Source organism: Dyella sp. (assembly GCF_035685885.1).
In the GTDB taxonomy this organism is placed as follows: domain Bacteria; phylum Pseudomonadota; class Gammaproteobacteria; order Xanthomonadales; family Rhodanobacteraceae; genus Dyella.
Genome location: NZ_DASRZX010000147.1, coordinates 1 through 23058 on the forward strand (window position 1 = coordinate 1; position 23058 = coordinate 23058).

20 protein-coding genes are annotated in these 23058 nt (G+C 65.3%); 7 read left to right on the forward strand and 13 right to left on the reverse strand.

Annotation, left to right across the window (positions count from 1 at the left end; all coding sequences use genetic code 11):
- Positions 1–680: 680 nt before the first annotated feature.
- Together VFG49_RS16455 and VFG49_RS16460 are read right to left on the reverse strand one after the other, a co-directional pair.
- A complete protein-coding gene (locus VFG49_RS16455; RefSeq protein WP_324862495.1) occupies positions 681–860 on the reverse strand; it encodes a hypothetical protein in 180 nt (59 codons plus the stop codon).
- A gap of 119 nt (positions 861–979) precedes the next feature.
- On the reverse strand, positions 980–1177 hold the full coding sequence (locus VFG49_RS16460) for a rubredoxin (protein WP_324862497.1): 198 nt from the start codon (positions 1175–1177) through the stop codon (positions 980–982).
- Positions 1178–1273: 96 nt separating this feature from the next.
- On the opposite strand from VFG49_RS16460, the gene thiE reads away from it, so the two are divergent.
- From thiE to VFG49_RS16480, 4 genes are read left to right on the forward strand one after another with little or no spacing between them, the layout of a single operon-like run.
- A complete protein-coding gene (thiE, locus tag VFG49_RS16465) occupies positions 1274–1897 on the forward strand; it encodes a thiamine phosphate synthase (RefSeq protein ID WP_324862499.1) in 624 nt (207 codons plus the stop codon).
- Positions 1898–1907: 10 nt separating this feature from the next.
- Entirely contained in the window at positions 1908–3194 is a 1287-nt protein-coding gene (gene hemL, locus VFG49_RS16470) for a glutamate-1-semialdehyde 2,1-aminomutase (RefSeq protein ID WP_324862501.1), read from the forward strand.
- 4 nt (positions 3195–3198) lie between these two features.
- Positions 3199–3804 carry an HAD family phosphatase gene (locus VFG49_RS16475; protein ID WP_324862503.1) on the forward strand — a complete coding sequence of 202 codons (606 nt, stop codon included), beginning with the start codon at positions 3199–3201 and terminating at the stop codon, positions 3802–3804.
- A 58-nt stretch (positions 3805–3862) separates the two neighbouring features.
- Positions 3863–4732: an ion transporter gene (locus VFG49_RS16480; protein ID WP_324862505.1), complete on the forward strand. Its 870-nt coding sequence runs from the start codon at positions 3863–3865 to the stop codon at positions 4730–4732.
- A 94-nt stretch (positions 4733–4826) separates the two neighbouring features.
- On the opposite strand, the gene VFG49_RS16485 is transcribed toward VFG49_RS16480, so the two are convergent.
- From VFG49_RS16485 to VFG49_RS16520, 8 genes are all read right to left on the reverse strand, one after another.
- Positions 4827–6062, reverse strand: coding sequence for an acetylornithine transaminase (locus tag VFG49_RS16485; RefSeq protein WP_324862507.1), 1236 nt, complete (start codon positions 6060–6062; stop codon positions 4827–4829).
- Between the two features lie 773 nt (positions 6063–6835).
- Positions 6836–8176 (reverse strand): sigma-54 dependent transcriptional regulator, encoded by a 1341-nt coding sequence (locus VFG49_RS16490; protein ID WP_324862509.1) that lies wholly within the window; start codon positions 8174–8176, stop codon positions 6836–6838.
- 291 nt (positions 8177–8467) lie between these two features.
- Positions 8468–8887 carry a VOC family protein gene (locus VFG49_RS16495; RefSeq protein WP_324862510.1) on the reverse strand — a complete coding sequence of 140 codons (420 nt, stop codon included), beginning with the start codon at positions 8885–8887 and terminating at the stop codon, positions 8468–8470.
- Complete coding sequence (locus VFG49_RS16500) at positions 8884–9339, reverse strand: HIT family protein (protein ID WP_324862630.1); 456 nt, start codon at positions 9337–9339, stop codon at positions 8884–8886. Before VFG49_RS16500 ends, VFG49_RS16495 begins: the two co-directional genes overlap by 4 nt.
- A gap of 5 nt (positions 9340–9344) precedes the next feature.
- Positions 9345–10163 (reverse strand): NAD(P)-dependent oxidoreductase, encoded by an 819-nt coding sequence (locus tag VFG49_RS16505; protein ID WP_324862512.1) that lies wholly within the window; start codon positions 10161–10163, stop codon positions 9345–9347.
- A 122-nt stretch (positions 10164–10285) separates the two neighbouring features.
- A complete protein-coding gene (locus VFG49_RS16510) occupies positions 10286–10888 on the reverse strand; it encodes an LON peptidase substrate-binding domain-containing protein (protein WP_324862514.1) in 603 nt (200 codons plus the stop codon).
- Positions 10889–11275: 387 nt separating this feature from the next.
- Positions 11276–12631 carry a UDP-N-acetylmuramate:L-alanyl-gamma-D-glutamyl-meso-diaminopimelate ligase gene (gene mpl / locus VFG49_RS16515; protein ID WP_324862516.1) on the reverse strand — a complete coding sequence of 452 codons (1356 nt, stop codon included), beginning with the start codon at positions 12629–12631 and terminating at the stop codon, positions 11276–11278.
- 111 nt (positions 12632–12742) lie between these two features.
- Positions 12743–13327: an adenylate kinase gene (locus tag VFG49_RS16520; RefSeq protein ID WP_324862518.1), complete on the reverse strand. Its 585-nt coding sequence runs from the start codon at positions 13325–13327 to the stop codon at positions 12743–12745.
- 224 nt (positions 13328–13551) lie between these two features.
- On the opposite strand from VFG49_RS16520, the gene VFG49_RS16525 reads away from it, so the two are divergent.
- Together VFG49_RS16525 and VFG49_RS16530 are read left to right on the forward strand one after the other, a co-directional pair.
- Entirely contained in the window at positions 13552–13989 is a 438-nt protein-coding gene (locus VFG49_RS16525) for a VOC family protein (RefSeq protein WP_324862520.1), read from the forward strand.
- Complete coding sequence (locus VFG49_RS16530; protein ID WP_324862522.1) at positions 13986–15254, forward strand: 6-phosphofructokinase; 1269 nt, start codon at positions 13986–13988, stop codon at positions 15252–15254. Before VFG49_RS16525 ends, VFG49_RS16530 begins: the two co-directional genes overlap by 4 nt.
- Before the next feature lie 3 nt (positions 15255–15257).
- On the opposite strand, the gene VFG49_RS16535 is transcribed toward VFG49_RS16530, so the two are convergent.
- A complete protein-coding gene (locus VFG49_RS16535; RefSeq protein WP_324862524.1) occupies positions 15258–16028 on the reverse strand; it encodes an alpha/beta hydrolase in 771 nt (256 codons plus the stop codon).
- 163 nt (positions 16029–16191) lie between these two features.
- Between VFG49_RS16535 and VFG49_RS16540 the strand changes: the two genes are divergently transcribed.
- Complete coding sequence (locus tag VFG49_RS16540; protein WP_324862526.1) at positions 16192–16593, forward strand: RcnB family protein; 402 nt, start codon at positions 16192–16194, stop codon at positions 16591–16593.
- Between the two features lie 84 nt (positions 16594–16677).
- On the opposite strand, the gene VFG49_RS16545 is transcribed toward VFG49_RS16540, so the two are convergent.
- Complete coding sequence (locus VFG49_RS16545; RefSeq protein WP_324862527.1) at positions 16678–17724, reverse strand: OmpA family protein; 1047 nt, start codon at positions 17722–17724, stop codon at positions 16678–16680.
- A 56-nt stretch (positions 17725–17780) separates the two neighbouring features.
- The gene (locus VFG49_RS16550; RefSeq protein WP_324862529.1) at positions 17781–22334 is read right to left on the reverse strand and encodes an ESPR-type extended signal peptide-containing protein; all 4554 of its coding nucleotides are present in this window, start codon (positions 22332–22334) and stop codon (positions 17781–17783) included.
- Between the last annotated feature and the right edge of the window lie 724 nt (positions 22335–23058).

A 23058-nucleotide genomic window follows, 5' to 3' on the forward strand; every position in this document is an offset into this window, starting at 1 on the left:
ATCTATCTTTCTGAAGCGTATGTCCTAACCATAAACGTCAAGCTTTTGAATTGACTCTTAGGTTAGACGCTTGCATATATGGACATTCAATCATCCACGCAAGACGCCCACACAAGTCACCTGCGCACACTGTCAAAGATCGCAATCACTTGCGGCCCCTTTCGGTGTCCGCGCCGGAACATTTCGTTCCGAGTGAGCCGCTCATCTTACATCGTTTTTCCTGTCCGTCAACACCGTTCGCAAAGAATTTTTGCTTTCGGGTTTTTGGTGGAACCCCGCGTCGGAGAGCGTCTCGACGGGGGAGGAAAATAATAGCGCCCCTTCCAGGATCTGGGAAGGGGTTCAAACGATTTTTTTTCACTGCCGTGACAGTCCGCCACACCTCGGGACTCGCCAACACGCCGTCAAACGAGTCCCGCAACCGGTGCAATCGGTGCTTGCACCGTTGCTGTTCGTGGCGCGAGCTCCTGCATGGGCAACTTTTCCCTGCGTAACTGGCCACCGATGACGCAACACGCTTGCGCGGCCGGTTGGTCTCCGCGCTCACGCACGGTCACAGCGCGTTGTTGGTGTTTCCGCGCGACGATCGCCACGGGCGCTGCTGAAGAACACTCTTCATACCGGCGAAAGCCTCACCGGTGGGCGTGAAATCCCTAGCCCCATGCGTCTGCCGCTGGACCCTAGGTATTAGTAGCGCCGGTGGCGCCGATGGACATCGAGGGCGACGTCGGTGCCGCATGACCATCGTTGGCGGCCAGGTCGTGCCGGCAGGGGACGCCGACGTGATAGGGAATTAGCATTTCCGGACGCAGATTTTCCAGGGCGTCCCAGTCGTCTTCGAAGGGAATGAACTGCTTCATGGTGCTGCTCCTGCCTGAGTGCGTGCCATCATTTCCGGCGCGCAGGTGCTATCTAAGCAAACGGCCCGGTCCGTACGATGACGGAATCGGGCCGTTTGAGGGCAACGCGGAGAGCGAATTCAGTCGACTTCGATCATCTCGAAATCTTCCTTGGTCGCGCCGCAGTCCGGGCATGTCCAGGTATCGGGCACATCGGCCCAGCGGGTGCCGGGCTCGATGCCTTCTTCAGGCACACCCAGCGCCTCGTCGTAGATGAAGCCGCAGACGACACACATCCATTTGCGGAATGCGCCGGTTTCGTTGGTGCTCTGATTCATCGCTGGATAGCTTGATATGGAGAATAAGAGGCGCATTCTCGCAACTCCCCCGCCGATGCGAAAGCGTATGGCGACTGTTTTCCCGGATGGAACCCCATGCAATCAAGACTCAAGGGCCGCGGCCTGTATGTGATTACCGACGGGCCGCGCCCGAATCTGCTGGAAGTGGTGGCCCTGGCCCTGGCTGGCGGCGCCCGGCTGCTGCAGTACCGTGACAAGACCCAGGATCACGTGCGCCGCCTGAACGAAGCTCGCGCCATTCGCGCGCTGTGCGCTGCACGCAGTGTGCCGATGATCGTGAATGATGACGTCAAGCTCGCCGAAGCGGTGGGTGCGGCTGGCGTGCACCTGGGCGAGGACGATGGCGATATTGCCGCCGCGCGGGAGTTGCTGGGCGCAAATGCCATCATCGGGGCGTCCTGCTACGACTCGATCGAGCGCGCCAGGAAACTGGCCGACGCGGGCGCTGACTACCTGGCGTTTGGCGCTTTTTTCCCCTCGCCCACCAAGCCGCATGCGCGCCGCGCTTCGTTCGACCTGCTGCGGCAGAGCGCCACGCTTGGATTGCCGCGAGTGGCGATTGGCGGCATCACGCCGGACAATGGCAGCCTGCTGATCGATGCCGGCGCCGACTATCTCGCCGTGATTTCGGCCGTATTCGGCGACCCGGACGTTCGCGGCGCAGCTACGCGCTTTACCCAACTCTTCACTTCGTACTGAGACCTTTCGCATGACCACCAACCACGAGCTGTTCCAACGCGCGCAGAACCTGATGCCCGGCGGCGTGAATTCGCCGGTGCGCGCCTTCAAGTCGGTTGGCGGCGAGCCGTTCTTTACGGCGCGGGCCGATGGCGCCTTTTTGTGGGATGTGGAGGGCAAGCGTTACATCGACTACGTGGGCTCCTGGGGGCCGATGATCGTCGGCCACAATCATCCCCACGTGCGCGAGGCGGTGGAACGCGCGGTGAAGAACGGCCTGTCCTATGGCACGCCCTGCCCGGCCGAGGTGACGATGGCCGAGACGATCACGCGGCTGATTCCCTCGATCGACATGGTGCGCATGGTCAATTCCGGCACGGAAGCGACCATGTCGGCCATTCGCGTCGCGCGCGGCGCCACCGGGCGCAATCTCATCGTGAAATTCGAGGGCTGTTACCACGGCCACGGCGACAGCTTCCTGGTGAAGGCGGGTTCGGGGGCGTTGACGTTTGGCGTGCCGACCTCGCCGGGCGTGCCCAAGGCGAATGCCGATCTCACGCTGACCCTGACCTACAACGATCTCGATGCCGCCGTGCGGCTGTTTGACGAGCACGGGCACGATATCGCCGGCCTGATCATCGAACCGGTGGCCGGCAACATGAATTGCATTCCTCCGAAGGAAGGCTACCTGCAGGCGCTGCGCGAGCTGTGTACCAAGCACGGCGCACTGCTCATCTTCGACGAAGTGATGACGGGTTTCCGCGTGGCGCTGGGCGGCGCGCAGGCTTATTACGACGTGACGCCGGACCTCACCACATTCGGCAAGATCATCGGCGGCGGCATGCCGGTGGGCGCCTATGGCGGCCGTCGCGAGCTGATGCAGCAGGTGGCGCCGGCCGGTCCGATCTACCAGGCCGGCACGCTGTCGGGCAATCCGGTGGCGATGGCTGCCGGGCTGGCGATGCTGGAGCTGATCCAAGCGCCAGGATTCTACGACGCGCTGGCAGCGCGCACGCGCCTGCTCACCGACGGCATGCAGGCGATTGCCGATGGCGAAGGCATCGCCTTCAGCACGAATCGCGCGGGCGGCATGTTCGGTCTGTTCTTCACCGGCGAAACGGTGGAAAGCTACGCACAGGCGACCGCCGCCGATACGGCGATGTTCAACCGCTTCTTCCACGGCATGCTGGAGCGTGGCGTCTATCTCGCGCCGTCCGCCTTCGAAGCCGGCTTTGTTTCCAGCGCGCATAGCGAGCAGGACATCGCCGATACGCTTGAAGCGGCACGCGGTGCGTTGAAGGCTGCTCGCGCCGGATAAATCCTTGCTGCGTTGCATCCTGTTCGACCTGGACGAGGTGTTGGCCGACTACGATCGCGCGGTTCGCGTCGGCCATCTCGCCGACGCGATCGGCAGTACGCCGGAACAGGTTCGCGCGGCCATCCATGCGTCAGGCATCGAGGATGCGGCGGATCGTGGTGCTTTGACGCCAGAGGCCTATCTCGATGCCCTAAGCGCGTTTCTCGGGCGCAAAGTCAGCGCGGATGCGTGGACCGCGGCGCGACGCACGGCCACGCACGTGCGTCCTGACGTCCGCGATCTGGTTGCGCGCATCGGAGCGCGCATGGACGTGGCCCTCCTTACCAACAACGGCGTACTGATGGCGCGGCAACTTCGACGCATCGCGCCGTCGCTGTTTCCACTATTCGAAGGACGCGCATTCGCCTCCGCCGAGTTCGGCGCGATCAAGCCCGACTCCCGTGTCTATCTCGCATGTCTGGATCGGCCTGGCGTGCCGGCCGACGCAACGTTGTTCGTCGATGATAACGAAGCCCATGTGCAGGGCGCCCTCCGTGCCGGCCTGCATGGGCACCACTACCGGGACCTCGCCGGACTCAGCGCAGCCCTCGCCACGTTCGGCCTGCCATGAATACGGCGCGATGACGGGCTCTCGCTAAGCTGGTGACACCTTGCCGAGGGCGGGACACATGAGCAGGCAACCACCGTTTCCCTTCGATGTCAGGGTGGCACCCGCCTCCCGCGCCGGCTGGCGCGCACGCTGGTTCCACATCATCTTCGGCCATGACGACGCGCCGGGACGGCTGTTCGACCTGGTGCTGATCATCGCCATCCTGTCGAGCATCCTGGTCGCCATCCTCGACACGGTGGAGGACGTGCACGTCCGCTTCGACGGGATCTTCTACGCACTGGAATGGATATTCACCGTCGCCTTCACGTTCGAATACGTGATGCGGCTGCTGGTGGTCGCGCGTCCGCGGCGCTATGCGCTGAGTTTTTTCGGCGTCATCGACCTGCTGGCCGTGCTACCCACGTACCTGAGCCTATTCATCGCTGGCAGCCAATACCTGCTGGTGATCCGGGCGGTGCGCATCCTGCGCATCTTCCGCGTACTGAAGATGACCCGTTACGTGGGTGAAGCGGACCTGCTGTGGGGAACACTGGTGCGCTCGCGGCGGAAGATCTTCGTGTTCATCAGCACGATCCTGACGCTGGTGCTGATCTTCGGCGCAATGATGTACCTGGTGGAAGGGCCGGAGAATGGATTCACCAGCATCCCACGCGCGATGTACTGGGCAGTGGTGACGATGACGACTGTGGGTTTCGGCGACATCACCCCGCACACGACGCTGGGGCAGATGCTTACGTCGCTGATCATGCTGGTGGGCTACAGCATCATCGCCGTGCCCACCGGCATTTTTGCGGCGGAACTGGCGGCGGGTATCCGCGACGCGCGGCAGCAGGCGACGTGCGGCCAGTGCCAGATGAAGGGGCACCAGCCGGATGCGCGCTACTGCCGGGGATGCGGCGCGCCGCTGGGCGGTACGGATGTGGGGTGACAAGCCCTGCATCAACGTGGTGCAGATGCATGGCAGCGCGCGATCATGACGTGGTGATCGCGCACTCGGTGCGCTCCTACATGGAAGGTGCGGCCTAGCCGGCGAGGTAGGCGCGCAGGGCGGCTTCGAGGCGCTGGAGGCCTTCGGCGAGATCCTCGTCGCCAAGGTTGAGCGGTGGCACGAAGCGCAGCACGTCCGGGCCCGCCTGCAGCACCAGCAGGCCGTGCGCAGCAGCCACATCAAGGATGGCGCCTGCCTTGCCCTTGTGGGCTTCCTTCAGCACGGCACCGAGCATCAGGCCCCGGCCACGCACTTCGTCGAAGAGGTCGAGCGCGGCGTTGATGCGGGCGAGGCCCTCGCGCAGCGCCTGCGACTGGCGTGCCACGTTGCCGAGCAGCTCGGGCGACGACAGCTTGCGCAGCGCCACGCGCGCCACCGCGGCTGCCAGCGGATTGCCGCCGAAGGTGGTGCCATGCGCGCCAAACTGCATGGTCTCGGCAACCTTGGAGCCCGCCAGCATCGCGCCAATGGGAAAACCGCAACCCAGCGCCTTGGCCAGCGTGACGATGTCGGGCTTGATGCCGTCCTGCACATGGGCGAACAGCGTGCCGGTGCGACCCATGCCGCACTGGATTTCGTCGAGCACCAAGAGCGAGTCGTACTGGTCGCACAGCTCACGCACGCGCTTGAGGAAGCCCGGCGCCGCCGGCAGCACGCCGCCCTCGCCCTGCACCGGCTCCAGCATCACCGCAGCCACGTCGCCGTGGGCGAAGGCGGCTTCGAGCTGGGGCACGTCGTTGAAATCGATGTAGCGGAAGCCGCCGGGCAGCGGCTCGTAGCCTTCCTGGTACTTCGGCTGGGCGGTCGCGGTGACCGCAGCCAGCGTGCGGCCGTGGAACGAGCCGCGGAACGTGACGATGACGCGCTTGTCGGCTTCACGCCCCTGCGCGGTGGCCCACTTGCGCACGAGCTTGATCGCCGCCTCATTGGCTTCGGTGCCCGAATTGCAAAGGAATACACGCTTGGCGAAACCCGAGGCCGCAACCAGTTCCTCGGCGAGGCGCAATGGCGGTTCGCTGTAGAACACGTTGCTGGTGTGCCAGAGCTTGTGCGCCTGCGTGGTCAGCGCCTCCAGCAGGTCCGGATCCTGGTGACCGAGGGCATTGACCGCGATGCCGGCGCCGAAGTCGACGTATTCGCGCCCTTCCGTATCCCACACGCGCACGCCCTTGCCGTGGTCCAGCACCACTTCGCGTGGCCGATAGACCGGCAGCCAGTAACGCTTGCCGAGATCGATCAGGGACTGGGCCGACGGGTCTTGCGCGTGCATGTCTTGCTCCGGGCGCCGCCGGAGCGGCGCCATATCGAATGGGGATGGAGGGGCGCCCCAGGCTTGCTGCGGCGCGACAAGCATCCTAAGCCCTGCAGCGGGGCTTTGCACGGCGAAAAAGGTGTCAACCTCGGCTGTGCGGTGTGACCTCTGCGTTACAACGGCACGAAAACCGCACAACGGTGCGGCCTGCGGGCGATCCAGCGGCAGTTTCGGGTTGCTGACGTGTAACGCACGCAACACGCAGGCACGCCGGGCAAGGTGCCAGAAACCGCATGAAAACCCTCGTTTCCAGCCCTTTTGCGAAGTTGGCACAGCGCTTGCTGCGCAAGAGTTGTACAGGTGGAAAGGGGAAAGCCAGCTGCGATACCGCTTCGAACACCGTGGCAGGGACAAACACGGCGGCGGGAGAGCAACGCCCTTGGGTGGCCCAGGGCAACGTCGACGCGGTTCGCGCAGCTGGCATCGGAAGTTCCACCTACCAACGGCGTTTGACGCACAGGCGGGTAAGTGCTGTAGACAGTCTTCCGCTGCGAGGCGGATACGAGGGCGGTAACCCGGCAACCCCTGTGGCCGGGGCACCAACGGAAGCCCCCGGCCCGACCCCTGCGGGCCGGGGGCCTTCCTTCTTCGGCGCCGCGAGCGCCGATCGTGACGATCCAGACTCCACCCCGCCGATGCTTGCCTGCTGCAGGCGGCAATGGAAGCGCCCAGCCTCCACCGATCCCCGCGCAGCACGCCGTGCGGAGGATGGCTGAGGTCTTGCAGCCTTTTCAGCGCAACTCGTCGAGCGCGAGCTGGTGCTTCTTGCAAAGCCGGTAGATGGTGACGCGCGAGACCTTCAGTCGACGCGCGCACTCACTGACGTTGAAACGGCTTTCGCGCAGGCAAGCCATCACCGCATCGCGTTCCGCCGCCACGCGCGTGCTGCCGAGGCTGGAGCGCGCGGCCTGCTTGGTCAGCATGTCGGCCAGGTCCAGGTCGTTCACGCTGATCAGCATGTCTTCCGCTACCACGGCCGCGCGCTGTACGCGGTTGAGCAATTCGCGCACATTGCCGGGCCATGCGAAATCGAGCATGGCGCGCCGCGCGCCGGGGCTGAAGGTGCGGGCGCGGCTGGGGTGCTGTTCGCGGAACGCGTCGAGGAACTTCTGCGCCAGCATGACCACATCGTCCTCGCGTTCGCGCATCGGCGGCATGCGCAGCCGCAGCACGTTGAGGCGGTAATACAGGTCCTCGCGGAAGCGCCCTTGCTCCACCGCTTTCTCGAGATCGACGTGCGTGGCAGCAAGGACCCGCACGTCCAGCTTGATCAGCTGGCTGCTGCCCACGCGCTCCAGCGTGCCTTCCTGCAGGAAGCGCAACAGACTGGTTTGCGCGTCCAGCGGCAGATCGCCCACTTCGTCGAGGAACACGGTGCCACCCGCGGCCGTCTCGAAATGACCGATGCGCCGCGCGTTGGCGCCGGTGAAGGCACCGCGCTCGTGGCCGAACAACTCCGACTGCACGAGGTTGGGCGGCAGCGCACCGCAATTGATGGCAGCAAACGGACGGTCGGCGCGTGCCGACAAGCCGTGCAGGGCACGGGCAGCGACCTCCTTGCCAGTCCCCGTTTCACCCGTGATCAGCACGGGCAGCTCCACCGGAGCGTATTTGCGGATGCTGGCCACGACAGCGCCGATCGCGGCACTGCGCCCGGTCACGCCGATGTCGCTGGGCTCGGTCGCCGGCAACTGGTCGCCACCGATGCGGGCGAGCGTCTCCACCAGTCGGTCCACGTCCACGGGCGTGGCGAAGTATTCGATGCTCGCTTCGAGGATGCGATCGACGAGGGGCTCATGGGTCGACATGTCCGGCGGAATCAGCGCGACCCACGGCAGCCATGGATGGTCGGCCATCAATTCGGCCATGGCGTGCATCGACGCGGGTTCACCGTGCCGCAGATCGGCGAGCGCCACAACCGTGTCGTTGTTGCGCATGCCTACCCCTCCCTGGGTGTTGGCGTCCGCCACTCGGATGATCCAACCTGCTTTTGCCAGACCAGCCCGTTCCTCGCTGGCGGGCTGTCCGAACCAGACGACGCATCGCCTGGCTTCCTCCCTTAGCACAGCCATGGTCCCTCCCAACCCCCTGTAGCGGGTCAGATTTGGCCGGTCGCGGCCAGGCACATGCTGGCCACCCCCCGGTTACCACGCCGTCGCGCCACGCTAACCCGCGACCGCTGCAGAAATGTGATATGCGTCACACAATATACAACTGCAGTGCCCTGAGTCACCCCACAAATGGGGCGATTCAGTCGAACGGAAGCCCGGGGGAGCGCGATCGGCTAATACCTATGGCCTAGCGGATGCCCTCCGAGCGCCCCGTCCCCCGTGCCAACGCAAGTCTGGCGACAGCAGCGGGAGCTACCAGACACCGATGTTGGGCATGGATGCCCAAGGCTCCTGGGGCGCCAGGTGGCCATCCTGCAGCAGTTCCACCGAGATCAGGTCAGGCGAGCGTACGAAGGCCATGTGACCATCGCGTGGCGGCCGGTTGATGGTGTAGCCCATAGCCTGCAGGTGGGCGCAGGTGGCGTAGATGTCCTGCACCTGGAAGGCCAGGTGACCGAAGTTGCGGGCGCTGCCGTAGTCCTCGCTGGAGTCCCAGTTGTAGGTCAGCTCCACTTCGGCATCCGGCGTTTCGGGCGCCGCCAGGTAGATCAGGGTGAACTTGCCCGCGGCGCTTTCCATGCGGCGCGTTTCCTTGAGGCCCAGGCCGTCGCAGAAGAAACGCAGGCTTTGGTCGATGTCGCGTACGCGGACCATGCTGTGGAGGTATTTCATGGGTGGCTCCATGGCGTCGGGGAAACGCCGTCTGTGGAAAGAAACGGGCGGATGCGTCCTGCCAGGCGATCGAGCTCGTCACGCGACGTCGGTGCCGGCACGTTCCCGCCATAGATGCTCAGCAAGCCATCGGCAACGCGCCGAGGCTGCACATGCAGGTGGAAATGAGCTACTTCCTGGCCACCAGCCGCTCCGTTGGACTGCCAAAGGTTGAGGCCCGGCGGATGAAACACTTCGCGCAACGCCTGCGCCACGCGCACACCAAGTTGCATCACCTCGGCGGCAACCGCCGGACTGATCGCGTAGATGTCCTGGACGTGTTCGCGCGGCACCACCAGTACGTGGCCCGGCACGGCCTGCCGCAGGTCGAGAAACGCCAGCGCGTGATCGGACTGCGCCACCACGCTGGCCTCCAGTCGGCCAGCAGCGATCGCGCAGAACGGGCAGTCCACGATGCTCAATCCAGGAACAGATCCGGCAACGGCGATTGCGCGGGATCCATGGCGTAGGACGACAGGTCGGTGATGCCGGCATCGCGCAACACGTCTTCGTCGATCAGGAAGTGGCCCGCGAAACCCTTGGCCTGGCGCGTCAGCACGGCGTGCGCGGCATCGGCGACGATGGCGGGCTTGCGGCAACGATCGAGCGGTATGCCGGGAATCATGTTGAGCGCATCCGTGGCGATGATCGTGCGCGGCCACAGTGCATTCACGGCCACGCCCTGGGGACCGAATTCACCCGCCAGACCCAGCGTGACAAAACTCATGCCCATCTTCGCCAGCGTGTAACCGGTGTGCGGCGCCCACCATTTCGGATCCAGCGACGGCGGCGGTGCCAGCGTGAGGATGTGCGGGTTGGCGGATTTGAGCAGGTGCGGCAGGCACGCCTGGGCGCACAGGAAACTGCCACGCGCGTTGACCTGCTGCATCAGGTCGAAGCGCTTCATCGGCGTGTCCAGTGCACCGGCCAGCCAGATCGCGCTGGCGTTGTTCACGAGGATGTCGATGCCGCCGAAGGCCTCGACGGTGGCGGCCACGGCCGCGAGCACTTCGTCCTCTTCGCGGATATCGCACTTGATCGGCAGCGCCTTGCCGCCGGCCGCTTGGATCTCGGCCGCTGCGCTGTGGATCGTGCCAGGCAATCTCGGATTGGGCACGCTGCTCTTGGCGGCGATGGCGATGTTGGCGCCATCGCGTGCAGCACGCAGCGCAATGGCCAGGCCGATGCCGCGCGAGGCACCGCTGATGAAGAGGGTCTTGCCGGCCAGGCTGGTCATGAGGTGTCTGCCTTGTTCGAGGAACGTCCAGTGTAGGAGCGCACCCAGTGCGCGAAAAGCCTGAGAAGCGGAAACGCCATGACGCTTCGGTGGCGCGATGGGTGCGCTGCTATGGCCGAACGTCAGGCACGCTGGAAACGTGGAAGAATATCGCGAAGTTCGGCCAGTCGCCGTAGCGGATCGGTGAGTTCCAGCATGTACTGCCGCTCGTCGGCTTGCAGCGGCAAAAGCTCGGACAGGCGGAAACCCACCCAGCTCGCATCGTCATAGAGGTGCCGCGGCGCATGCTTCCATTGCGGCGCCATCGAATCGATCAACCGTTCGAGGATTGCCGGCAGCAAGGCCAGCTCCACCGGCACCTGCTGCGCGGCCTCATCGGGCCACAGCCCCACATCGCCACGAACCAGACCGTCCGAACGCACGCGGGTGCGCGCCACGTGAAAACGCTGCGCGCCCTCGGTCACGATGCCCAGCAGGCCGTCTTCGCGATGATGGAAATCGACAATACGCGCCAGCGTGCCCACCGCGGCAGGCGTCGCCGGTGCGCCGGCCTCAGTGCCTTCGAGGATCAGGCAGATGCCAAATGAACCGCCGGTACGCGTGCACTCGCGCACCATGTCCACGTAGCGCGGCTCGAAGATGCGCAGCGGCAGTTGCCCGCCGGGATAGAGCACCGTGCCTAGTGGAAACAGCGGCACGTCGATGGTGGGGGACTGGGCAGCCATTGGATCAGTTTAGCGGCGGCCGGGCGTCTTTGTTGGCGACAGGATGCGTTGTGCACGGCCGCATGGCGGACTTGTCGTTGGCGAACGTGTATGTCGCGCGCGATCCAGACGGCGGCGTGATTGCACGTTGCGGTCGCGCACTGGGTGCGCTCCTGCAGGAAGGACGCAGCGCGTCAGGGGTATCCACCTGTGCGCGACTGCAGCGTGACGGGATCACCTTTCCACCCAACGCTGCGGCGAACAGATTTCGATCAGTCGACCGGCTTGTGCGACAGCGGTGCTGCGGCGTCCTCGCATGTGGCTGTCGCGCACAGGGTGCGCTCCCACAGGGAGTTGGCGGATCGCGCCGGAATTTCCGCATCCGCTTTTGTGGGAGCGGCGAAACCCTCAGGATGCCAGTGCTTCTGCGAAACGGCGCGGCGCGCCTTCGAAGCCGCCATTGGACATGAAGACCACGTGATCACCCGAGCGTACCTGCTCACGCAGCGCGGCGATAAGCGCATCGACCGTGGGCACCGCGCTGCCGCGTCCATCCAGTGCGCCAGTGACACGGCCAGCGTCCCATGCCAGCTCGGGGCGATGCAGGAAAATGACAGCGTCGGCATCCGCCAGCGAAGGCGCCAGTGCTTCGGCATGCGCGCCAAGACGCATCGAGTTGGAACGCGGCTCCAGCGCCACCACGATGCGCGCATCGCCCACCTTGGCACGCAGTCCGGCGAGCGTCGTGGCGATGGCGGTCGGATGATGCGCGAAGTCGTCGTACACGCGAACGCCACCGGCTTCGCCAACAACTTCCATGCGACGCTTCACGCTCTCGAACGTGGCGAACGCCGGCAGCAGCGCGCGCGGATCCGCACCCGCCGCGGTGGCCGCCGCCAACGCCGCCAGCGCGTTCATCACGCTGTGGTTGCCCAGCAGCGGCCAATGCACTTCGCCCAGCACTTCGTCGCCACGAACCACGCGGAACGCCGAGCCGTCCGCGGTAATCAATTGGGCCTGCCAGTCGCCCTGCCCGATGCCGAAGGTTTCCACCGGCGTCCAGCAGCCCATGGCGAGCACTTCGGCCAGGTGGTGATCGTGCGCGTTGACGATCAGCCGTCCATTGCCAGGCACGGTGCGCACCAGGTGATGGAACTGGCGCTGGATCGCGGCCACGTCGGGGAAGATGTCCGCGTGGTCGTATTCGAGGTTGTTGAGGATGGCGACGCGCGGACGGTAGTGCACGAACTTCGAGCGTTTGTCGAAGAACGCGCTGTCGTACTCGTCGGCCTCGATCACGAACGGCTTGCCGTCGCCCTTGCGCGCGGACACGTCGAAATTGCCGGGCACGCCACCGATGAGGAAGCCGGGCGACAGGCCCGCGCTTTCCAGCAGGTGCGCCAGCAGGCTGGTCGTGGTGGTCTTGCCGTGCGTGCCGGCCACCGCCAGCACTTCGCGGCCCGGCAGCAGCGTCTCGCCCAGCCATTGCGGGCCGGAGATGTAGCGCAGTTGCTGATCCAGCATGTATTCGACGGCAGGATTGCCGCGCGTCATCGCATTGCCGACCACCACGAGGTCCGGCGCGGGCTGCAGATATTCCGCCTTGTAGCCATCCATCAGCCGGATGCCGAGCGACTCCAGTTGGGTGCTCATCGGCGGATACACGTTGGCGTCAGAGCCCTCGACGACAAGGCCGAGTTCGCGCGCCAATGCGGCGACGCCGCCCATGAAGGTGCCGCAGATGCCGAGGATGTGCAGACGCATGTGGGGATGACCTGACTTGTTCGCTTGATTCGCCAGCGCTACGGGACGATGGCCAGCCCTGAAAACATCGGGCCGCCTCGCGGCGGCCCTGGAAACCACTGGCGTTCCGGCTCAGCCGTTGGCGGCCGCCGATTCGTCCGCCAGCGCACGCTTGATGCGCAGGGTGACCTCGTCAAGGTCGCCCACGCCATCCACCACCTGCAGCTTGCCGCGGCGCTCGAAGAAATCGGCTACCGGTGCGGTCTGCTCGGCGTAGACCTTGAGGCGGTCACGCACGACCACCGGGTCGTCGTCCTTGCGATGCTCTGCGGCGAAGCGGATCTCGCAGCGGGCGATGATCGCTTCGTTGGGCACATCAAGCTTGACCACGGCGTCCAGCGGCTGGCCGATCTTGGCCAGCAGATGGTCCAGCGCATCGGCCTGGGCCAGGTTGCGCGGATAGCCATCGAGGATGAAGCCGTTCTTCACGTCGTCCTGCGAAAGACGCTCTTCGAGCATGGCCAGGAGGATGTCGTCGGAGACCAGCTGGCCGGCATCCATCACGGCTTTTGCCTTCAGGCCAGTCGGGGTACCCGCCGCCACCGCCGCGCGCAGCATGTCGCCGGTCGAGATGTGCGGAACGCCGAGTGCCACCTTCAGCCGCGCAGCCTGAGTGCCTTTGCCCGAACCGGGCGGACCGAGTAGGACGAGTCGCATAGTGCTCCAGGGTATCGGCGGGTCACCGCAGGCTGCGGCCCCATCGAATGCAAGAAAATTAGCGCTCAAAGTAGCTTCTGGAGCCGTTTCCGTCAAACGAGACGAACGTCCGGAAAACGCCAAGCGACTGCTGCAAAACGAGTTTGCCGCCACACCCGGCGATCATGGAAAGCCTGCGCCGGCCGGGTTTAAGCTTCCGCGACCACCCCTGAAAGGAATCACGCATGACCGCCCCACGCATCCACATCGTCACCCTGGGCGTCGGCGATTTGCCGCGGGCGCGGCGCTTTTACGAAGCGCTGGGCTGGCGGGCTTCGTCGGCCAGCAACGAGAACATCGCGTTCCTCAAGGGTGGCGCGGGCGTGCTGGCGCTTTACGGGCGCAGTGCCCTGGCCGAGGACGCCCAGGTCGAGGACACGCCGGCGGGGTTTGCCGGCGTCACCCTGGCGCGCAATGCGGGCTCCCGCGAGGAAGTCGATGCCTGGTTCGCTGCCGCAGTCACGGCAGGCGCGCGTGCAGTAAAGCCTCCGCAGGAAGCGTTCTGGGGCGGCTACTCGGGCTACATCGCCGATCTCGACGGTCACCTGTGGGAATTCGCATTCAATCCGTACTTCGTGTTTGATGAGCACGGCAACCTCGCCCTGCCGGACGCAAACCCATGAAGTCGACATCCAAGCCCCAAGGCCGTTTGCTGTATGCCCAATCAGGTGGCGTCACCGCCGTCATCAATGCGACCGCGGCCGGCGTGATCGAAGCGGCGCGCGCCAAGGGCGTGGCAGTTTACGCTGCGCGCAACGGCATTCTCGGCGCGCTGCGCGAAGAACTGATCGATACCGGCAAGGAAACCAAGGCCGCCATCGCCGCGCTGCGCCACACGCCGGGCGGCGCGTTTGGTTCGTGCCGCTACAAGCTGAAATCGCTGGAGGCCCATCGCGCCGAATACGAGCGCCTGATCGACGTGTTCCGCGCGCATGACATCCGCTGGTTCCTCTACAACGGCGGCAACGACTCGGCCGACACCGCGCTGAAGATCTCGCAACTGGGCAAGGCCATGGGTTACGACATCCGCTGCATCGGCGTGCCCAAGACGGTGGACAACGACCTCGCCGTGACCGATTGCTGCCCGGGCTTTGGCTCGGTAGCCAAATACACCGCTGTCTCCACGCTCGAAGCCAGCCTCGACGTGGCCTCGATGGCGGACACCTCGACCAAGGTGTTCATCCTGGAAGTCATGGGCCGCCACGCGGGCTGGATCGCCGCGGCCGCGGGACTCGCCGGTGAAGGCGCCGATGCACCGCCGCACATCATCCTGTTCCCCGAACGCGCCTTCGACGAGGCCGCCTTCCTCGCCAAGGTGAAGGCCACGGTGGAGCGCGTGGGCTGGTGCACCGTGGTGGCCTCCGAAGGCTTGCTCAACGCTCAGGGCCAGTTCCTCGCCGAGGCGGGTACGCGCGATGCATTCGGCCATTCGCAGCTGGGCGGCGTGGCGCCGGTGCTGGCCTCGCTGGTGAAGGAAAAGCTGGGCTACAAGTACCACTGGGCGCTGCCCGACTACCTGCAGCGCTCGGCGCGCCACCTCGCCTCGAAGACCGACGCCGACCAGGCGTATGCCGTGGGCAAAGCCGCCGTGGAGTACGCGCTGGGCGGCATGAATGCGGTGATGCCGGTGATCGTGCGTACCAACGATGCGCCTTATCGCTGGAAGATCGAGCCGGCTCCCCTGTCGAAGATCGCCAATCGCGAAAAAAAGATGCCGGCGAGCTTCCTCACCCGCGACGGCTTCGGCATCACCGCCGCGGCGCGGCGCTACCTTGCGCCGCTGATCCAGGGCGAGGCACCCCTGCCTTACGGCAGGAACGGCCTGCCGCAGTATGTAGCACTGAAGAACGCCGCTGTCGCGCGCCAGCTCGAACCCTTCGCGCGCTGATCGTCACTGCAGGAAACGATCCAGGCTCACGCGGTAATCCGCGTGGTCCTGGACGGTGTTGTGTCCGGCATCGGTCACAACCTGCACCTGCGGAGGCGGCGCGAATGCCCGCACCAATGCCATGGTGCGTGCGGCGGGAATCACTTCGTCCCCGTCGGCGCGAATCACCAGCACCGGGCAGTGAATGTCTTTCGCGTAGCGCCACGACTCGAAACGGTCGCGCATCAGTGCGTTCACCGGCAGCCACGGGAAATAGCCGGCGGCCACCTGCACCAGGCTGTCGAAGGGCGTCACCAGCACCAGTCGTTCCACGGGCCGACGTGCGGCCAACTGGACTGCAACGCCGCTGCCAAGGCTGCGGCCGATGACAGCCACCTGTGCGTGCGAACGCGCCGCGTCGTCGAACAGCGCCGCGGCATCGCCGATCAACGCCGCTTCGTTAGGTTCGCCTTCGCTCGCGGCGTAGCCGCGATACGGCAGCAGATAGATCGTGCGGTCGGGAAACCAGGCCGAGAGGCTGCTGCGTGCATCCTCGATGCGTTCGCCGTTGCCGCCGAAATAGAGCAAGGCCTTCGGCTTGCCCGGGTTCATCACCCAACCGCGCAGGGTCACGCCGCCCTCCCTGACCAGGGTGAAGTCCGGCGGCTGTTGCACCCGCCAGGAAGCCTCGGGGTGATAAATCTGTTGCCGCTGCCCGAGATACATCGAGAGGCAGACGCCGCCATACGCCAGCAGCGCCAGCGTTACCAGCGCCAACACGACGCGCAGAAACATGCAGGGCCTCTCCCAATTCTGTACGGCGATTCAGCTGGATAAGTACGAGCTGAAAGCTTGCACGACGCTTTCAAGGAAGCACGCTCGGCATTCAGACGCACATTCCTACGATGCGCCTGCCTGACCGCCGCCTCTGTCGCCGGCGGCTCACCGAGGAGGATGCATGAAAACCCTTTCCAGCGTGCTCATGACTTTGGCCCTGCTTGCCGGCAGCAGTGCCGCGGCGGCTGATCCGTGGCATGACCACAGCCGCGGACATGACCGGAACGATCACCATGATCGCGACCGCGGACATGACCGTGATGGCGGGCGTGGCCACGACGGATGGCGCGATCGCGACCGCCACGACTGGGATCACCGCTACTACAGCGAGCGCCGTTACTACGGCGGGCATCCACGCTGGGCGCGCGGCTACCGCTATGACGGCCCGATGTACATCGTCGACGACTACCGCGGCTATCGCCTCTCCCCGCCACCCTACGGCTACCGCTGGGTGCGCGACGACAACAGCTACCTGCTGGTATCGATCGGCAACAACATGATCCTGGACATGGTCATTCGCTGAGTCGCTCGCCTGGCCACGAAAAAGGCGATGCCGAGGGCATCGCCTTTTTTCTGCCTGAGGGAACGCGAGGTGACACGTCGCGACTCATTCCTCCCTGACGAACAGCCGTACCTCCACCCGCCGATTGGGCTCAAGACAGGCGATGAGTTCTTCACGGCGCCGCAGGTTGCACTCAACGACCGGAATGCGCTTACCCTCGCCTGTCGCATGCATGGGCATCGCACTCATGCCGTGGCTGGCCAGGTAGTCCCGCACGGTCGCGGCACGCTGGGCGGACAGACGGTCATTGTAGGCATCCCTGCCCAGGCGATCGGTATGACCCACGATGTCGATGCGCTGCAGGGCCGTTTGCTTCAGGTCAGCCAGCAGCCGGTCGAGTTCTCGCTTCCCTTCGGGCAACAGGCCGGCTTCGTCGCCGCGATCGAAACGGAACAGCGCATCGGCCTTGAAGGTACGGGTGGTCGGCGTGGCCACCTCCGCCGCCTTGGATGCGGGGCATCGGTCGATCCGTTCATCGAGTGCGTTCACCGCAGGCGTCAACGCATCGACGCGCTTTTCCGCCTTGTCGAAGCTTCTGCGCCACGCCTCATGCCCTGCGTGCATCAGCTGCACTTCGCTGCAGGCGATGATGCGTTGGGCTTCATCGCAATCGGCCCTGCCATCTGCCTTTCTCCTGGCAGCATCGAGGGTAGCCCACACGTCAGGACGCAGCCGCGCCACCGTGCGCAGCTTCGCATTGCCGGCAGCGATGGCCTGTTTGCCTTTCAGGCCGTCCAGCAGGCGATCGGCCTCGCCCATCGCCTCCTGCACGAAGCCCCATTGGTTGCCAAACCGGTATTCCTCGTCGGCGGCATCGATCCAGCACTGGGCCTTGGCACCGTCGTAGCCTGTCGCCCTGGAGCCGAGCGCCGCCAGCCGCTGATGCAGGTCCGGAAGCATGGTCCTGGCGTGCATGCCCTGGTACCTGCCGAACCACTCCCTGGTCGGCGCGCCTGCCGCCGTGCCCTGCTGGACATCCGTACCTGCCTGCAGCACGGTCGGGTCTTGCACGTCCAGACGATCGCGCGCCCGATGGCTGGCGCAACCCGCCAGCAGGCCCACCAGGGCCAGCGCCATTGCACATGATTTCATGGGATTTCTCCGGCCGACGCGGGTGTGGCTTTCGCCACCCCGCGACGGCGCTGTCCTTAGTCGCCGAACACCATGCCCACGCCCACGCGGAACACGGGCTGGTCATTGCGTGCGGCGGAGATGCCTGCGTTGACGTTCACCCGGCCGCTCTGGTTCCAGCGCGATACGCCAACACCCAGCGCCGTCTGGCCTCGATAGCTAGCCATACCGGCATTGAGCATGGTGCGGCCCGGCATGTACGGCGTGGCCATCACCAGCGCCGAGGCCGACGCGATGCCGCGACTGGCTTGGCGGCTGACGCGGTCGATCCGGCTATTGACCTGGTAGAAGTTGTCGTTGAGCCGGCTGTCCAGATTGGTGATGGCGTCGCCCACGTTGTTGTAAGTGTTGCCGCCCACGTGATAGCTCGGCGCGACGATGTTGCCGTTGCCGTCGATGGTGGAACCGCCACCCAGCGCATCGGTGGCGCCCCTGAGCTGTGCCACGTTCACTGCGTCTGTCTGCTGCACGCCGGCCTGCACGTTGGTGATCTGCCGCTCATTGCCGGCGGAGCCCACCGACACGCTGTTGGCGCGATCGGCCACCGAACCCTGGCCCAGCGCCACCGCCCCGCTGGCCTGCGACTGCACTACTGCACCCTGGCCGATGGCCGTGCCCGAGGCGGCATTCACGCGTGTATCGGCGCCCACCGCGACGGCGTTGGTTGCCGAATCATTCGACTGGGCATTGGCACCCACGGCTACGCTGCCGTCGCCGTACACGGCGGCATTGCCACCGAGCGCCGTATCATGGGCACCTGCCGCATAGGAGTCATTGCCAACCGCGGTGCCGTAATCGCCCAGCGCCGTCGCGTTCTGTCCGAGGACAGAGGAGTTCTCGCCCGTGGCATTTGCGTTGTAGCCAACCGCCACGCCCGCCGAGTCGCCTACAAACGCGTCGGCGTTGCTCGCCTTGCCGCTGTTGCCTTCGATGTAAGGGAGCTTGCCGCTGCCACTGCCCCCACCATTCTCGATGTGGGTGACGCGCGCATCGATACTGGTGACCTGGCCCTGCAGCGCGTTGAGCTGATCAAGGTTGACGGCATCCGTACCCGCCACGCCCGGCGCCACATTGTGCAGCGTGACCGGCACGCTTGCGCCGAGGCCACCAAGGGTGACCGCCAGATGCTGGCTGTTGTCATACAGCACGGCATCCTGAACCAGCCCGGAGATGGCGGAAGAGAAGGACTTGAGCTGCGACACGTTCACCGCATCGGTGTCGTCCGCACCGGCTGCCACGTGGGTGATGCGGCGCTCATTGTCCTTGGAGCCCACCGATACCTCGCCCACCGGTGTCGTGCCGGCCAGGGTCGCGGAGCCAGCGCCATAGGCAGCTGCCGTCAGGTCAGAAGTGGTCGTGCTATGGGCGCCCAGGGCCACCGAGTTGTCGGCCGTGGCCCTGGCATTGCCGCCGATGGCGACGGCGTCCTCGCCCACTGCCTCGGAGTCAGCTAGCGCTGAATGCGCATGGAAATATTTGATGCCATCGCCGTTGACGATGTTGTTCACGGTATTGGCAACATTGCTGACATTCTGGTTGGTAGCGTAAAGCTGTGCGCCGTTCACCGCATCGGTACTCGTGGACGACAGCTCGCCTTGATGCACGTTGGCGATGGTCGTACCGCCCGTCACACCACCATCGATCGACGCCCGGCCACCCATCGTTACCTTGTCGTGTACCGGGGAGTCATACATCACCGCGTCGGCCAGCTGGCCGTTGATGGTCGTGATGTCTCCTTCCACTGTGGTCACGCGGCCATCGAGGTTGCTGATGTTGGTCGTGTTGGTCGTCACCTGCTGATTCGTCGAATTCAGCTGCGAACCATTGACCGCATCGTGGCTGGAGTCGGAGAGCTCACCGGCGGCGACATTGACGATCTTGTTCGAACCGCTGCCACCGTGGTTGGCGTTGTAGGCGCCAGCCCCGCCATTGGCGGCCGGATCCCACAGCAGGGCATCCTGCGCGAGCTGGCTGGCTTGGGCGGTGGCGGCCTCGACGGCCTGGTTGGTCGCGTACAACTGCGAACCATTGACCGCGTCGGTGCTGGTGGCCGTGACCTGGCCGGCGGCGACGTGGGTGATCTGACGCTCGGCGCCGACGCTGCCGACGCTGACGACACTGGTCGGCGCGCCGCCGGCGAAGGTGTAGTCCTTGCCGTTGATCGTGCCGGCCGGCGTGGCGACTGCGGCCGCGGTGATCGAACCGGTGCCCAGCGCGACGTCGTTGGCGTTGTTGGCGACCGCACCCTGGCCGATGGCGACGCTGTCGGCACCGAGGGCCTGGCTGTCGGCACCGGTGCTGTTGGCGTGGAAGTACTTGGTGCCGGCGTTGTAGACGTTACTGACGGATGTATTCAGCCCGCCGAGAGCGGCGTCCACCTTGTCGAAAGCCGTGCCGACGTTCGTCGCCGCGCCCGTGGTGCCGTTGATGGTGTTGGCGTTTGTAAGCGCGTAGGTCGGTGCCGAGATTGCTCCGGTGGTCGTGTTGTAGGTCGCGCCGCCGCCAAGTGCCGAAGCCGCAGTCGTGCCAAGTTGGTTGACCTTGACGTCTTCGGACTGCAGTTGGCTGACATTGACAGCATCGGTTGCTGCGGCGCCTGCCGCCACGTTGGTGAGGCGGCGTTCCGAACCAGATTTGCCAATCGACACCTCGCCTTTGGCCGCTGACGCTGTTCCTTGCACAGCTGTCGCGCCGGGCTGGTAGCCAGGCGTGGCCAGATTGGCCGTTGTTGTTGAACCCGCGCCGAGTGCCACCGAGTTCGCGGCGGTGGCATTCGCGCCTGAGCCAAGCGCAACCGCGTTGGCAGCGGAGACCGTACTCGTCGAACCCAGCGCCATGCCCTGGTTCGCACCTGCGCTGACCGCAGCGTTGTTGCCGAGAGCCACCGCGTTCGTCGACGACACTGAAGTCCCGGAACCCAAAGCCATACCCTGGTTCGCGCTGGTGCTGACCGTGGCCTTGTTGCCCATCGCTATCGCGTTGGTCGACGAAACAGCACTCTGGTTGCCAAGCGCCATCGCGTTGGTGCCCGCCAGGACCGCGCTCTGGTTTCCGAACGCCATGCCTTGGTCGGCGCTGGCGCTGACCGCGGCGTTGCTGCCAAGCGCCACCGCGTTGCCGGATGACACTGTCGTCCCGGAGCCCAGCGCCATGCCCTGGTTCGCGCTGGTGCTGACCGTCGCCTTGTTGCCAAGCGCCACTCCGTTGTAAGACGACACCGCACTCGATGAACCCAGCGCCAAACCTTGGTTTGCATTCGCGCTGACTGTCGCCTTGTTCCCCATGGCCACACTGTTGGGGGCACTTGCATCGGCAACCGGGCCGATGGCGATGGCGTCCGCGCCGGTCGCGGAGGAGTCGGCCAGTGTCGAGTTCGCGTGGAAGTACTTGGTGCCGCCATTGACCACTTCATACAACTGTCCGCCGTTGATCGCGTCCGTGCTGGCGGACGTCAGATCGCCGGCAGCGACGTTGACGATTTTCTTGCCCTTGACATTGGCTGCACCACCGGCGCCATTGAACTGCACGGTGGCGATGTCTAGCGCACTCAATGCCGCACCGACGTTCGTCTGCGTGCCGCCGGCCACGTTGTACGTGGGGGCCTTGATGGTGCCGTCCGGGTTGACGGTCGCGCCACCACCCAACGCCGTCGTCACGCCCTTGAGCTGCGCGACATCGACAGCATCGGTGTCGCCCGTGCCCTTGGCGACGTTGATGATCTGGCGCTCCGCCCCTGCGGCACCGATAGAAACGGCATTGGCACGATTCGCCAGGCTGTTCTGGCCCAGTGCGATGCTATTGGTGGCGGTGGCGGAAGCCGCTGCACCGATGGCCGTGGTATTCGCGCCTACGCTCTGTGCGCCGTTGCCGATGGCCATGCCGCCCGTACCGCTGGCGCTGGCGTTGTTGCCTACCGCCATGGCACCGGTGTTGCCGGTGGCGCTGGCATTGTTGCCAAAGGCGAGGTTCTGGGAGTGTGTGGTCTGGGCACCCGCTCCGATGGCGATCGTGTTGCTGCCGTAGACAGTCGCGCCATCGCCGATGGCGATCGAGGAGGCTCCTGTGACGGCGCCATTCCCGCCGTTGTCCCTGATGGTGGCATTGCGGCCGATGACGATGCCGCCGTCGCCCACGTTGTTGTTGGTGGCGTTCGCACCGATGGCGATGTTGCCGATGCCGCCGGGGCCTCCTGTACCGGACGCCTTGGCGCCATTGCCGATGGCAACCTCGTCGGCACCCGTGGTGCTCGCGGCCAGACCGATCGCCACGGAGTTCGGGCCGGTGGCACCGGCCTGCGCCCCCAGCGCAATCGTGTAATCGCCCGATGCCAAGGCGGCATCGCCGCAGGCCAGCGCCGTGGTGCCGCTGGCCGTCGGGGCGGTGAGCCAGGGGGTATCCACCGTGCAGGCCTGGCCTGCGTGGGCGACCCCTGCAGCGCCCATGGCGAGATAGGCTGCGGCGGCGGCGAGCCGGTGCACGGAGGCCTTCTTCTTGCGTCCCTTGGCGATTTCCGAGGCCACCACCCAACGATGCAGGGAGGCGTTCCAGACGATGCGATAGATGCGGTTCATGCCCATTACCCTTGAGAAGGAAAACGAATGCACAAACCTGCCCGGCATGGCTGTGTTGGCCGTTGGGCCAGCAACACCATCGAGAATCGTTGAAATGCGCCTTGGGCGGCACTTCCTGCGGCCCTGACGACAGCGTCTTTCGGAGATTCCGGCAGCAGCAGCGGAGAGGCTGTGCGACTGTGGGCATCGTAGGAACGGCGTCGGGGTCGATCTATGAGACCTGTCTGAAATGATCCGTTTTGAGATATGGCTTGCTGCTGTTCAGATTGGGGCTGACTTCGGTGCTAGCGCTAATTCGGCTGATGCTGTAGGGCCTGTGGCCGTCCAGACATCAGCAATCGGGCGTTGTTTCTGCCAGCCGAGCGGAACATGCCCGAGAGGCGGGAGGAGATCGACGCCGCGGGAGATCAGGGTGCTGTCAGGATCAACCCCAGTCCGGCGCAATGGGCCGAGGAACGTGCTAAGCGCACCGCCTGGGACGGCCGGCACGAACCCGAGGCTGGCCAAGAAACGCTCCCGACGTCAGCGATGCCGGTGTATCAGCCCCGACGCACGAATCCGCGCGACTCCGCGGCGCAAAGCACTCCTGACCCCTGTGTTGTGTCCGCAAGCCGCCTGCGTTGCGTCGCACAACACGACTGTCGTCAACCTCTGCCTATACTCGGCGAGACCGCCCGCAAGGGCGGCCGCCGTGTCGGGGTGCCGGTGGCGGGCCCCGACGATG

Excerpts from the sequence above, each read along its gene's own strand:
- VFG49_RS16530 (WP_324862522.1), top strand. The coding sequence starts at position 13,986 with ATGAAGTCGACATCCAAGCCCCAAGGCCGTTTGCTGTATGCCCAATCA.
- thiE (WP_324862499.1), top strand. The coding sequence starts at position 1,274 with ATGCAATCAAGACTCAAGGGCCGCGGCCTGTATGTGATTACCGACGGG.
- hemL (WP_324862501.1), top strand. The coding sequence starts at position 1,908 with ATGACCACCAACCACGAGCTGTTCCAACGCGCGCAGAACCTGATGCCC.
- VFG49_RS16510 (WP_324862514.1), bottom strand. The coding sequence starts at position 10,888 with ATGGCTGCCCAGTCCCCCACCATCGACGTGCCGCTGTTTCCACTAGGC.
- VFG49_RS16480 (WP_324862505.1), top strand. The coding sequence starts at position 3,863 with ATGAGCAGGCAACCACCGTTTCCCTTCGATGTCAGGGTGGCACCCGCC.
- mpl (WP_324862516.1), bottom strand. The coding sequence starts at position 12,631 with ATGCGTCTGCACATCCTCGGCATCTGCGGCACCTTCATGGGCGGCGTC.
- VFG49_RS16525 (WP_324862520.1), top strand. The coding sequence starts at position 13,552 with ATGACCGCCCCACGCATCCACATCGTCACCCTGGGCGTCGGCGATTTG.
- VFG49_RS16490 (WP_324862509.1), bottom strand. The coding sequence starts at position 8,176 with ATGGCTGTGCTAAGGGAGGAAGCCAGGCGATGCGTCGTCTGGTTCGGA.
- VFG49_RS16535 (WP_324862524.1), bottom strand. The coding sequence starts at position 16,028 with ATGTTTCTGCGCGTCGTGTTGGCGCTGGTAACGCTGGCGCTGCTGGCG.
- VFG49_RS16485 (WP_324862507.1), bottom strand. The coding sequence starts at position 6,062 with ATGCACGCGCAAGACCCGTCGGCCCAGTCCCTGATCGATCTCGGCAAG.
- VFG49_RS16520 (WP_324862518.1), bottom strand. The coding sequence starts at position 13,327 with ATGCGACTCGTCCTACTCGGTCCGCCCGGTTCGGGCAAAGGCACTCAG.
- VFG49_RS16505 (WP_324862512.1), bottom strand. The coding sequence starts at position 10,163 with ATGACCAGCCTGGCCGGCAAGACCCTCTTCATCAGCGGTGCCTCGCGC.
- VFG49_RS16495 (WP_324862510.1), bottom strand. The coding sequence starts at position 8,887 with ATGAAATACCTCCACAGCATGGTCCGCGTACGCGACATCGACCAAAGC.
- VFG49_RS16455 (WP_324862495.1), bottom strand. The coding sequence starts at position 860 with ATGAAGCAGTTCATTCCCTTCGAAGACGACTGGGACGCCCTGGAAAAT.
- VFG49_RS16550 (WP_324862529.1), bottom strand. The coding sequence starts at position 22,334 with ATGAACCGCATCTATCGCATCGTCTGGAACGCCTCCCTGCATCGTTGG.
- VFG49_RS16540 (WP_324862526.1), top strand. The coding sequence starts at position 16,192 with ATGAAAACCCTTTCCAGCGTGCTCATGACTTTGGCCCTGCTTGCCGGC.
- VFG49_RS16545 (WP_324862527.1), bottom strand. The coding sequence starts at position 17,724 with ATGAAATCATGTGCAATGGCGCTGGCCCTGGTGGGCCTGCTGGCGGGT.
- VFG49_RS16460 (WP_324862497.1), bottom strand. The coding sequence starts at position 1,177 with ATGAATCAGAGCACCAACGAAACCGGCGCATTCCGCAAATGGATGTGT.